The sequence below is a fragment of the Enterobacter vonholyi genome (assembly GCF_040834095.1).
Lineage (GTDB): Bacteria > Pseudomonadota > Gammaproteobacteria > Enterobacterales > Enterobacteriaceae > Enterobacter > Enterobacter vonholyi.
Genome location: NZ_CP162152.1, coordinates 1,527,704 through 1,540,582, shown reverse-complemented (window position 1 = coordinate 1,540,582; position 12,879 = coordinate 1,527,704). Strand labels below are relative to the sequence as shown.

Below are 12,879 nucleotides of genomic sequence, written 5' to 3'. Positions count from 1 at the left end.
CTACCTGTTACGTTTTGTTTCCGCGAAACATCCAGCCACAAAAAATAAACCCTATTCTTATTGCGATTATTTCACCATCGGGCAATAGCACAAATTTCAACCATTTTCACAGCCATCCAGAAGGCTTTCAGGAGTCATAAGAAAAAACGGGTCGTTTAGCGTCTGTTTATATGAATTGCCTTTATCCAAATTAATCATAAGGAATTCATATATATAGGATATGCTCTGTTGTTTAATTCGCCAGGGCACTCTGAAGTTTGAGGTGGTTCACAAAGTTCCCAAAAATAAATATTTAGTTACACATATTTTCTTTCTGTTACTCAATCTTGAGAATTGTAGCACTTTCAGGCTAGCGAAACGCTTCGGCGAATGGAAAGATGCCTGTCAGATACATAAAGACACCTAACTCTCATCAATAGTTCCGGAAATATTTATTGACAGAATTTATTGACGGCAGTGGCGAGTGTCATAAAAAAACCAATGAGGGTAATAAATAATGATGAAGCGCAATATTCTGGCAGTGGTAATCCCTGCCCTGCTGGTAGCCGGTGCAGCTAACGCTGCAGAAATCTATAACAAGAACGGCAACAAGCTGGACTTCTACGGTAAAGTTGTGGGTGAACACGGCTTCACCACTTCTGGCGTACACAAAAACGCTGACTCTTCTTATGGCCAGATCGGCTTCAAAGGCGAAACTCAGATTAATGATCAGCTGACCGGTTACGGCCAGTGGGAATACCGTGCACGCGCCGGTGCAGCTGAAGGTGACCAGACTAACGTAACTCGTCTGGCTTTCGCTGGCCTGAAAATCGCTGACGCGGGTTCTCTGGACTACGGTCGTAACTACGGTATCGTGTATGACGTAGAATCCTACACCGATATGGCTCCATCCTTCTCTGGCGAAACCTGGGGTGGCGGTTATGTTGATAACTACATGACCAGCCGTTCTACTGGACTGCTGACCTACCGTAACAACAACTTCTTCGGTCTGGTTGATGGTCTGAACTTTGGCGTTCAATACCAGGGTAAAAACGATCGTAAAAACCTGAATGAAGCAAACGGCGACGGCGTTGGCCTGTCACTGGGTTACGAGTTCGGTGAAGGCTTCGGTCTGATCGGTGCCTACAGCACCGCTAACCGTACGCTTGAGCAGAAAAAAGATGGTAAAGGCGATAAAGCTGAATCCTGGGCTGTTGGCGCGAAATACGACGCAAACAACATCTACCTCGCGACCGTTTATGCAGAGACTCGCAACATGAGCCGCCTGGGTAACAGCGGCGAAAACTATGTTCCGAATGATGATGGTAATGTTTATAACATTGCTAACAAGACTCAGAACTTCGAAGTTATCGCTCAGTACCAGTTCGACTTCGGCCTGCGTCCTTCCGTTTCTTACGTTCAGTCCAAAGGTAAAGACCTGAACGGCATCGGCGACCGTGACCTGGCGAAATACATCACCACTGGTGCGACTTACTACTTCAACAAGAACTTCAACGTGTACGGTGACTACCGCTTCAACCTGCTGGACGACAAAGATGCGTCCACCAGCTGGGTTGGCTCTGACAACCAGGCTACCGTTGGCGTAACCTACCAGTTCTAATCAGTACACCACTTTGTTATATGCTTAATGAACAGGGCTTCGGCCCTGTTTTTTTATGCCTGACAGAAAATAATGGCGACTTTTGAAAAGCCGCACGCTTTTCGTCGCAAACGGTTGGCATTTTGTAAATCTACCGTTAACCTGATAGCGGATTTCACTTCTGTAATCACAATGGAACTTCGTCATGTTTGAGAACATTACCGCCGCTCCTGCCGACCCGATTCTGGGCCTGGCCGATCTGTTTCGTGCCGACGACCGCCCTGGCAAAATCAACCTGGGTATTGGTGTATATAAAGATGAAACCGGCAAAACTCCGGTACTGACCAGCGTTAAGAAAGCTGAGCAGTATCTGCTGGAAAACGAAACCACCAAAAACTACCTCGGTATTGATGGTATCCCTGAATTTGGTCGCTGCACCCAGGAGCTGCTGTTCGGTAAAGGCAGTGCAATTGTGAGTGACAAACGTGCCCGCACAGCACAGACCCCAGGCGGTACCGGTGCGCTGCGCGTGGCGGCGGATTTCCTTGCGAAAAACACCTCTGTTAAGCGCGTTTGGGTAAGCAACCCAAGCTGGCCTAACCACAAGAGCGTGTTTAACTCTGCGGGTCTGGAAGTGCGTGAATACGCCTACTACGACGCGGCAAACCACTCTCTCGACTTTGACGGCCTGCTGGCGAGCCTGAGCGAGGCGCAGGCAGGTGACGTGGTGCTGTTCCACGGCTGCTGCCACAACCCAACCGGTATCGACCCGACGCTTGAGCAGTGGCAACACCTGGCGAAGCTGTCCGTAGAGAAAGGCTGGCTGCCGCTGTTTGATTTTGCCTACCAGGGCTTCGCCCGTGGCCTGGAAGAAGATGCCGAAGGCCTGCGCGCGTTCGCAGCCGTGCACCAGGAGCTGATTGTCGCAAGCTCCTACTCCAAGAACTTCGGTCTGTACAATGAGCGCGTGGGTGCCTGTACGCTGGTTGCCGCTAACGAAGAGACCGTCGATCGTGCGTTCAGCCAGATGAAATCGGTTATCCGCGCTAACTACTCTAACCCACCGGCACACGGTGCGTCTGTTGTTGCGACTATCCTGAGCAACGATGCGCTGCGCGCTATCTGGGAACAAGAGCTGAACGATATGCGTCAGCGCATCCAGCGCATGCGCCTGCTGTTTGTGAACACCCTGGCTGAGAAAGGCGCGGATCGCGACTTCAGCTTTATCATCAAACAGAACGGTATGTTCTCATTCAGCGGCCTGACCAAAGAGCAGGTTCTGCGTCTGCGTGAAGAGTTTGGCGTGTACGCCGTGGCCTCTGGCCGCGTGAACGTTGCAGGCATGACGCCTGACAACATGGCGCCACTGTGCGAAGCGATTGTCGCCGTACTGTAATTTGCGCCCATAAAAAAGCCTGCGTTACGCAGGCTTTTTTTATTCGGGTTACCAGACAGGCATTTCATCCTGAAGGAACGGGTTATGGAGCCGTTCATAGCCCAGCGTCGACATCGGACCGTGTCCAGGGATAAACGTTACATCATCACCAAGCGGCAATAACTTCTGTTTAATCGACTGAATCAGTTGACCGTGGTCACCGCGCGGAAAATCGCTGCGTCCTACGCCACCTTTGAAAATCACATCGCCGGAAATCAGCAGACGGGACTGGTCATCAAAGAAGACGATATGGCCCGGCGTATGCCCAGGACAATGCAACACCTGTAAAGTCACATTCCCTATGCTAACGCGCTCTCCTTCGTTCAGCCAGCGATCGGGCGTCAGTGGTTGACACTCATCCAGGCCAAACATGCGGCTTTGGGCGGGTAACCCCTGCAGCCAGAACTCATCTTCTTTTTCCGGACCGACTATCGGCACGCCGTAGTGTTCAGCCAGTTCAGCCGCTGCACCCACATGGTCGAGGTGACCATGCGTCAGTAAAATCTGCATGAGCGTCACGCCGCTGTCGGCGACTTCCTGCTTGATCTTCTCAGCGTCACCGCCGGGATCGACAAGCGCGGCCAGTTTAGTCTGTTCGCACCAGATGAGAGAACAATTCTGGGAGAACGCGGTAACCGGAATAATACGATAGTTCATACTGCTCCTGTGTTTCGTTATTACCAGTGCCGAACCGGACCGGTATCAATATGCACAAAGTTGCTGCTGGGGTAATATCCTACACCACCTGCGCGCATAGATAACGCAGCTTTGCGAATATTGGCTAACGAAACGCCTTCAATATGGAAATCCATTGCCTGTCCCTTCGTGTGATAGCTTTTTTTCGCTACCCCGCGACTGTGGGCGCGAAGTTCATTATTGGTATCAATCGAGCGATAGCCAGAAATGAGCTGAACCGGCTTGCTGGTGCCCAGCAGGCCCTGAAGGCGGAAAAGCTGATCAAACAGTCCTGGATCGATGGCTTTTATTTTATTCGCGCGGAAATCACGGAAAAAATGGTTAAGTCTTGCTAATTCATCCTGAATATAGCCTCTGCCATCGAAAAACTCCGCTTTTAGCGACTCACCGGTATGCAGGTTGTTGAGCGTTAAAACTCGCGGACGAGGTGTCGAGAGGGTGGCAAATGCTGGCGTCGGCAAGATGGCCGCTGCGCCAAGCGCAACACCACCTAACGCCAGCAGTTTGCGGCGATTAGCGTCAAATTTGTCCATGATAATCAGGTCTACAGGTAAAAGAAATCGTAATATGCTTAGCGCACGAAGGGCACCTTAACTGGCAAAACCGGGTACGTCAAGGCGCCCAACCCCAGTGAATACGCGGCTTACAGCGATATTGCCCCTTATTCACCCTAACTTACGACAATCATTTTTCCCGAACTGCTTCATTTACCTGATTAATTGTTCCGCTTTTGGCAAAATTTGTGCGCCGGATCGCGCGGTGAGATCATAATTGTAAATATCTGTACGGTACTGAGTACGCCCGTCTTCGCCAACAAACGCCGTCAGATAGTAGAGATTGACCGGAATGTTGTGTCGAATATTAACGTAACGCGTATCCCCCTGCTTCAGGGCATCGGAAATGCGCGTATCGTTCCAGCCCGCATCCTGCAATAGCATATTGGCCAGCTCCGAGGCTTTGTTCACGCGTACGCAGCCAGAACTCAGCGCGCGAGTATCTTTCTGGAACAGGTTGTGGTTCGGCGTATCGTGCAGATAGATAGCGTCTGAACTCGGCATATTGAATTTGTAGCGCCCTAAAGAGTTATGCGCCCCGGGTGCCTGCTGGAAACGGAACGGCAGATTAGAAGCCGTAATTGTCGACCAGTCGACCATATAAGGATCGATGGCCTCTTTACTGTTCCATCCGCGCATCACCGTATAGCCATGACGTTCCAGATACCCCGGATCGTTCCAGACCTTCGGCAGAATGTCTTTTCTCGCCAGCGTCGGCGGCACGTTCCACGGTGGGTTAACCACCACGTTATTCAGCGCGCTGCTCATCATCGGTGTTTTACGATCCGGACGTCCGACAATCACGCGCGACGCCAGTTTTTCGCTACCGTCCTGATAATAGACCAGGGAATAAGCCGGAATGTTAACCATAATTCCGGTAGAGAGTGTTCCCGGCAGCAGGCGCAAACGCTGGATATTGAGCGCCAGCACCCCTGCCCGCTGCGCAGGCGATACGTTCAGCCAGTCTCGCGTCGTCTGGCCAATGACGCCATCGGCCCCCAGCCCCTGTGCGGTCTGGAATTGCTTCACTGCCGCAACCAGCTCGCGATCGTATGCTGCGGGTTTATTGCTGACGGCAATCGCTTTTTTCTCCTTCACGGGAGCTGACGGGCTGACCGCCGCATTTTGCGGATCGTCGCCTGGCAACGCAATATGTGGCCCGCCATCAAGAAGACCGGAGCGAGTCAGGATCTCGCGCAGAGCAGGCACATCGCTGCTCCACTGCCCCGGACGCAGCGTCGCGGTGCCGCGCATCTGAGGCCATGGGCGCGAGTCACCCACCAGCGCGAGGAGCGACTGGTGCAGAGTGGCATATTGTGGGTGCGCCGGTGCGAGGCTGGCGATAAAGCGCGGCAGTTCGCCGTTATCCAGCGCTAACTGCCATTGGTTAATCACCGACAGTGCCGGCGTCGCCAGCTTGTACGGCTTATCGCTGTAAAGCCAACGGTTGCCGTTGACCGGAATACCCGCCACGAACTGCAGGTAGCCCATCATGGCATCGGAAAGCACCACGTCCCGCGCCTGCCCGGTGACGGCAGGATCGGTTAACAGCTCAACCCATTTTGTAAACTGCGGCTGAAACCCTGCAATCGCGACCTCCGCCAGCTGCTGCTGGAAGGCGCGAACGGCATCGCGGTTTTCCCACATCGGTTTCATATCGCGGGCAGCATAAAGGAGCGTGAGCTGATTGAGATAGACAGGCGCGTACCCGGACGGCAGCCCCGACTGCAGCTGCTGGCTGAGCGATTCGGCGTCGATGCCTTCCGGCAGCGGCTTAATACCGGCCATGATAGCCGTTGCCGGAGACTGCTCCAGAGGCTGGGACAACGACGTTGGCTGCGCGCCCGTCGTTGCCGAGCTGTCAGTCGGCACAATTTCAGGCTCGTCGGCCTGGGCGGTTAACAGTGGAGCAAACATCACTGCCAGGCATAAACTTAGCGCCGACAGCTGACGACCACATTCTTTCTTAAGCAACATCCCTTGCCCCCTGTTTTCACGACATGCCCATCACGTTGGGGCTTTCTTTCATTATAGGTAGACGGCTAAGCTGTTGCCTTACCTTATGTAAAGAAGTTTAAAGATAACGCAGCCCTAAGCACAAGTTAAGTTTAAAAAAAAGCGGCGCCAGGGCGCCGCTTCGGGTCAGAAGACGCTTCAGGAAGCGTCCGCCGTGGTTTCAGGCAATGATTCTGGCGGCTGCGGCGCAAAGCCACGCAGCCCAACAACGTGAACGTGTTCGCTGTTCTGGAACACTTTACGCACCAGCTTGTAGGTTGTCCCTTTTTCGGGACTGATGTTCTCCGGTGCCGCAATGATGAGCTGCATATCGAGACGTTCGCAAAGCTCAAAAAGCGTGGCAATGGAGCGCGCATCAAGACGCGCAGCCTCATCAAGGAACAGCAGTCGGCATGGGGAGATGTCTTTGCCGCGCAGGCGGCGCGCTTCGTCTTCCCAGCTCTGTACCACCATCACCAGAATTGACATACCGGTACCGATCGCTTCACCGGTAGAGAGCGCTCCGGATTCCGCACGCAGCCAGCCGTCTGAGCCACGGTTTACCTCAACTTCCATTTCCAGATAGTTACGGTAGTCCAGCAGCTCTTCACCGATGGTTTGCGGCGTACGCTGCCCCATATCAATCTGCGGGTTCAGGCGCTGATAGAGCTTCGCCAGCGCTTCGGAGAAGGTCAGACGGTTACTGTTAAACAGATCCTGATGCTGCTCGTGCTGCTCAGAAAGCACTTCCAGCAGGGTGGCATGCGCTTCACGCACGTTAACGTTGAGGCGCACGCTGTTCACCTGACCAAACGACACGCTCTGCAGCCCCTGGTTGAGCTGGCGGATACGGTTCTGCTCGCGCTGAATGGTTTTACGAATAATGTTCGCTACGCTGCGGGAGCTGATTGCCAGCTTCTGCTCGCGGGAGGTCAGCTCTTCCGTCAGACGGCCCAGCTCGATTTCCATCTGTTCGATGGCTTCGACCGGATCGTCAGTACGGATGATGTCCTGGCGAATACGCTCGCGCAGGTGCTGGTAAACCGCCACGAAGAACTGGATTTTACGTTCAGGACGTTTCGGATCCTCTGACATGCGCAGGACATCGCGCAGGTGTTCGTTATCCGCCACCGCCAGACGCAGAGCACCCAACGCCTTATCCGACATGGAACGCAGCTCATCGGCGGAGAGATATGCCAGCTCACGACGGTGCAGACGACGCTCAACGTTATTATCTTTCACCATGCGCATCACCGCGCACCAACCCGCCTTGGCGGTCACGACCTGCTCACGCATTTCATGATAATCGCGTTCCAGCTTGCGCAGGCGACGGGTCAGGTTATCCATTTCGGCTTCGCAGAAGGTCAGCGCTTTTTCCAGCTGATTACGACGCGCACGGTTATTGCTGAGCTGCGAATGCAGTTCGTCACGACGGATACGCGCGCGCTCTTCTGCCCCGCTGTCGGCACGAACGCCGATGTCCTGAAGCTCTTTCTGCAGATCGTTTAACAGCTCTTTCTTGGTGTCGAAGGAGCTTTTCAGCGAGGCCAGCACCTGGTTGTACTGGTTCAGCTGAGCGGAGTGGCTGCGCATTGCTTCGCGGGCGCGAGTACGTTCCGCTTCAGCCTGCTCAAGGCGCTGACGCAGCTTTTCGTTCAGGTCACTGTTACCGCTCAGCATTTCCGCCGAATCGGAGTAGCCGAAGTGGGCGCGACGCTGCACCACCTCCGTCAGGGCAAACGCCTGCTGACGCGCCTCGCGCTGCACCTGCTGCGACCAGGCATAATCTTCTTTTAACTGCTCAAACTGTTCCGGGTCGCTCTGCAGGACAGAGACTACCGGCTCGAGCTTCGCCAGCTGATTGCCGTGCTGCTGCACGAAGCGCGCGGCTTCCTGCGCTTCATCCAGACGCTCCTGGATCTCGTCCACGCGATCGGCCAGCGTGTCATCCGCCAGCAGATTCAGGCGCGGCAGAATACGGTTAAGGGCCGCGACGCCCTCTTTCGCCTGCTCGAACTGGACGCGGCTCTGCTGGTTGTCGCTTTCATGGCTGGCAATCGCACGTTCAAGCTCGCCACGGCGGGTATTGAGCTTGCGGATTTCGGCTTCCGGATCCGCGTCAAATGCCACGGCGAGATGGCTGCCGATAAAGCGGCTGAACGCCTGGTGCAGGCGCTGGGTTTTCTGCACGTCAAACGACAGGGTCGCAAAACGTTCAGACAGCGTTTCACGCTCGGCGTGCAGGCTTTCGATGCGGCTTTCGCGCGCGGCGCGGCCAAACAGCGGCAGCTCAGGGAAGCGGGAATAACGCCACTGACGGTCGGCGATTTTCACCACCACCGCTTTTTCCAACTCGTCGACGCTGAATACGCTGTCATCGAACGACTGCGGATCCCCTTCGATCAGGTAGAGATCTTCCGGACAATCTTCCAGGCCGGCAAGCTGCTCAGAAATCAGCGACAGATCCGGGACCACTATCGCGTTGCGGGATGGACCGTACAGCGCGGAGAAGTACGGGGCATCATCAAGACCTACATCGTCATAAATCTCGGACAGCAGCACGCCGCCAAAACGCTCGGCGAGTGCATTCAGGCGCGGATCTTCTGACCCGCCCGGCTGGCTTAAGCGTTCAATTTCTTCGTCGACGTCACGCTTGCGCGCGCCCACTTCATCACGCTCAACAATGGCTTCGCGCTCGCGCTCCAGCAGCTGCTGCAGGTATTCTGTCACTTCCTGACTGGATTCGAACTGCTCGCCGCACTGTTCGCTGAGCTGGTTCAGGCTGCTTTGAGCCGCCAGCCAGACCGGCGCCCGCTCCAGAAGCGTCTTCGAACGGGACTGAAGCTGCTCCAGCTCCTGACGCAGAGTCATACGCTGTTCGCTGGCGCTGGAGACCGTGTCTGAAAGCGCAGCGATACGCGCCTCAAGTTCCTGATGCAGGGCCTCAAGCTCGTCAAAATCGTAATTTTTTCCCTGACGCTTGCAGAATTCCGCCAGCAGACGCTCGGCTTCCTGCTGCTCGCGCAGGCGCTGCTCCAGCTCGTTCAGACGCATACGCAGCGGCTGAACCTGCTCGGCCAGATGGCGCTGGTTCACGCCGTCGCGCAGCAGCTCACGGGCAACGTCCCAGGCTTCGCTACGCGCCAGCGGGCCGTTAATCGCAACGACTAACTGATAAGCCTGCTCAAACTGGCTGTGCGCCGTTTGCGCGACGCTCATTTTCTGTTCGAGGGACAGCAGTTTTTCGGTGGCTTCCTGCTCTTTGGCCTGGAAGGTATCCAGCCACTCGTCGGCGCTTTCCGGCGTCAGGTCAGGCAGATGGCACAGCTCTTTCGCGCGCTGCAATGCCTGCAGTGCCTGGGTGTACTGAATCGCGCGCGTCTGCTGCACGTCCAGCGCCTGCTGGTAATCGGCAAGCTGGCTTTTCAGCTCATCCACTTCCAGCTCGGCGGCTTCGGCGCGGGCTTCGTTCTCTTCCTGCATGTCGGCGGCTTCGGCCACCACTTCATTTTGCTCTTCGAGACGGATCTGCAGCTCGTCGAGGTCCGCTTCATAGCGCTCGATTTTTTCCTGCTGACGGAGCGCAGTTTGCACCAGGTTCAGGTGGTCGCTGGCGGCCTGGTAGTCGGCTTCAAGGTCGCCCTCGGCACCGTTGTGCTCACCGAGTTCGCGCGCCATTTCGACGTGCTTGTACTGCTCGGCCACCAGCTGTTTACGGGAGGTAAACAGCTCGCGACGGTATTCTAATGCCTGATCGAGGTGGACGCGGCGCTCGTTGGCGTGGCGCATGTAGTCCGCCGCCACGTAGTTGGTGGCTTCGCTGATCAGGTGTTTAAACAGGTCACGATCGGACTGGGTAACGCGTATCGCTTCCAGCGTCATACGGTTTTCACGCAGCGCCGCTTCCATATCCTGGAAGGCCTTACGCACCCCGCTGTTTTCCGGCAGCAGGTAGTCGCGCAGGGAGCGGGTAATCGCGCTGGAGATACCGCCGTACAGAGACGCTTCAATCAGGCGATAGTATTTGCTTCGGTCTGATGCCGTGCGCAGACGACGCGCCACCACGCCCAGATCGAACATGAGCGAGTGGTAGTCGGTAATCGAGTTGAACTGCTTGAACTGCACGCCTTCGATCGCTTCGAGCTTATCTTTCAGCTCCTGCAGCGTTAGCACGCGCGCCTGGCGTTCGTTCAGAGTTTCCGTCAGCAGCGCCGTCGGCTGCACGGAGGTCGGCAAGCCCTGAATCGCAAACGGCTTGATATCCACTTTACGGTCGCGGCCGGCGACCTGCTGCAGGCGCACGCCCACGACTACACGCTGATGGCGGGAGTTAATGACGTCCAGAACCGAATAACAGACGCCGGCCTTCAGCTTACCGTGCAGACCTTTATCACGGGAGCCGCTTGTTGCCCCCGCTTCGGTGGTGTTACGGAAGTGAAGCAGCGTCAGGTCAGGGATCAGCGCCGTGACAAAGGCCGCCATGGTGGTGGATTTACCCGCCCCGTTACCGCCGGAGAGCGTCGTGACCAGCTCATCCAGATCGAACGTTCGGGCAAAGAAGCCGTTCCAGTTAATCAGCGTCAGTGAGCGAAATTTACCGCGTTCAATCATTACTCTTCCTCCCCGCTATCCGGCAGATTCTCTTCATGCTCATCATTGAGCTGCAAATGGTTTTCCACCGGCATCGCTTCACCGTCACGGATCATGCGAAGCTGCGCTTCACGCGCGTCATCGCCCGCACGCACGTCGGCGCCGAAGCGGAAGACAGATTCCGTAATGCGGAATTTGCTGCTGTCATGGCCCATAAACCAGACCATTCCCAGACGACGCAGACGGTTCAGGGAAGAGCGAACCTTTTCCTGTAATTTCTGACGGTCAAGATCCGAACCCGTGGAACGGTTGTTCACCAGCTTGAGCAGCTTGCTCTCATCTGCCAGCGTCAACAGCTCGTCGTAAAGTTCCTGCTGGGTGAAGATCCCTTCATTCGCAAGACGTTCCGGGCTGAGGTAGAGGTAGCAAAGAATTTTGCCGACCATCATATCCAGCTCGGAGAGCACGGAACGCGGAATCAGCGTCGTGGAGCGCGGGCGCAGGTAGAAAAACCCTTCCGGCGCTCGGATAAGCTCCACGTTGTAGCGCGCGTAAAATTCTTCCAGGTACTCCTGGAAGTCCATCAAAAAGGCGTGATTATCCAGCTCGTCTAAGCCAATGTGACGACCGGCACGCAGCTGGCTGTCCAGCGCCGGAAATAACGGATTCGCCAGCGCCTGTGCCAGCTTAACCGGCATCACTTGTTCAATATTTGTCAATGACATGCGCCTGTACCTTGGCTCCGTAATCGTTAATTGGCTGCCACTTCGGCGGCAGTCCGGTGAAATCTGCTTGCGCGATACCCAGGCGCACCGCCTGGTCTACCACAATGCGGGCAACGTCGAAGTGGCGCGCACGAGGATATTGCGCCAGATAGTCGCGCACCACGAGTCCAAGATCCAGCGGAGCTTGTCTGGTTTTGTAGACCGCGAGCTGTTCTTCGATCATCGCCGCAAGCTGCTCGCGAATTTCGTTAAATTCTTCGTATTCCAGATCCGGCGGCAGTTCACCGGTCACCTCTTCATCGCGCAGCGCCATCTCTTCGTCACGCATATCCAGCAGACGATCGGCATTGGCGTAGGTCAACGCCCACGGCGCATCGAAATAGGTCTGTACCGACTGACGCAGACGCTGAGCAAAGACGCGGTTTTTATCCATATCGATCGCGGTACGGATAAATTTATGCACGTGTCGGTCATAGCCGATCCACAGGTCGATCGACTGCTGGCCCCAGCTGATAATACGGTCGAGTTTGCTCTGCAGGTCGAACACCAGACGGTCAATAAAGTGCAGATCGTCGTGCGCCAGGGTCGCATCCTGGATGCGCAGAAGGTTCGCCTGAAGCTTATCCCCTGCGGCTTCCAGCGTATCCTGGAGCTCACGCAGCGTGCCGGAAGTTTCTGACAGCAGAAGTTCACAGCTGGAGATGGCCGCTCGCCAGTCTTTATTCAGCAGCTGTGCGATATCGTCTTTCACCTGCTGCTGCTGCTCGTCCATCAGGCGCTGGGTGAGATCGATACTGTCGAAAATCTCGGCCACCGAATATTTCAGCGGCGCGTAGACGTTACGGTGCCAGTGGAATTCGTCACCGTTTTCATCCGCTGCGTCGGCGGCGCGCTTAAGCTCACCCGCCACGATCGAGAGCTGCATGGAAAGACGCAGCGTGGAAAATTCACGCTGGCGGATATAATAATCGGTGATGCCGATGCCCAGTGGCGTCAGACGATAGATGGCGTTTCCTTCCGCCTGCTCGCTGGTAAAGCGGTTCAGCAGACGTTGACGCACCATATCGTTGATTGCGTTGTTGGCACGCACGCTAATGGTTTCGCTGGTTTGCTCAAACGCATCACTGACATGGCGGAACGCATCCACCAGTTCACCCTCGCTCATTTCACCATCCAGCCGTTCGCCGTTCAGCGTGGCAACCGCCAGCAGGAAAGAGAGTCTGTCTACCGGCAGCGAGATGGAGAAATCGTTTTTCCTGGCCCAGGCAACCAGTTCGGGGACTGTCTGGGAAAATTCACTCATAG

The 12,879-nt window shown here is 55.5% G+C and carries 8 protein-coding genes; 2 read left to right on the top strand and 6 right to left on the bottom strand.

The features are described 5' to 3' along the window. The first annotated feature begins 496 nt into the window (after window positions 1-496). Both AB3N39_RS07200 and aspC read left to right on the top strand, forming a co-directional pair. On the top strand, window positions 497-1,600 hold the full coding sequence (locus tag AB3N39_RS07200; protein WP_047651295.1) for a porin: 1,104 nt from the start codon (window positions 497-499) through the stop codon (window positions 1,598-1,600). Between the two features lie 184 nt (window positions 1,601-1,784). After that, on the top strand, window positions 1,785-2,975 hold the full coding sequence (gene aspC, locus AB3N39_RS07195; protein ID WP_033145106.1) for an aspartate transaminase: 1,191 nt from the start codon (window positions 1,785-1,787) through the stop codon (window positions 2,973-2,975). Window positions 2,976-3,023: 48 nt separating this feature from the next. Here the strand turns inward: aspC and AB3N39_RS07190 are convergent, their stop codons facing one another. The 6 genes from AB3N39_RS07190 to mukF form a co-directional block, all read right to left on the bottom strand. After that, complete coding sequence (locus AB3N39_RS07190; RefSeq protein WP_008499950.1) at window positions 3,024-3,671, bottom strand: MBL fold metallo-hydrolase; 648 nt, start codon at window positions 3,669-3,671, stop codon at window positions 3,024-3,026. A 20-nt stretch (window positions 3,672-3,691) separates the two neighbouring features. Beyond that, a complete protein-coding gene (locus tag AB3N39_RS07185) occupies window positions 3,692-4,243 on the bottom strand; it encodes a YcbK family protein (protein ID WP_032639289.1) in 552 nt (183 codons plus the stop codon). A 174-nt stretch (window positions 4,244-4,417) separates the two neighbouring features. Further along, window positions 4,418-6,241 carry a L,D-transpeptidase gene (ldtD, locus tag AB3N39_RS07180; RefSeq protein WP_367897176.1) on the bottom strand — a complete coding sequence of 608 codons (1,824 nt, stop codon included), beginning with the start codon at window positions 6,239-6,241 and terminating at the stop codon, window positions 4,418-4,420. Between the two features lie 177 nt (window positions 6,242-6,418). Then, window positions 6,419-10,870 carry a chromosome partition protein MukB gene (mukB, locus tag AB3N39_RS07175; protein WP_133294105.1) on the bottom strand — a complete coding sequence of 1,484 codons (4,452 nt, stop codon included), beginning with the start codon at window positions 10,868-10,870 and terminating at the stop codon, window positions 6,419-6,421. After that, complete coding sequence (mukE, locus tag AB3N39_RS07170) at window positions 10,870-11,574, bottom strand: chromosome partition protein MukE (RefSeq protein ID WP_008499954.1); 705 nt, start codon at window positions 11,572-11,574, stop codon at window positions 10,870-10,872. The genes mukB and mukE overlap by 1 nt, the downstream gene beginning before the upstream one ends. After that, a complete protein-coding gene (gene mukF / locus AB3N39_RS07165) occupies window positions 11,555-12,877 on the bottom strand; it encodes a chromosome partition protein MukF (protein WP_041910621.1) in 1,323 nt (440 codons plus the stop codon). The genes mukE and mukF overlap by 20 nt, the downstream gene beginning before the upstream one ends. Window positions 12,878-12,879 lie beyond the last annotated feature (2 nt).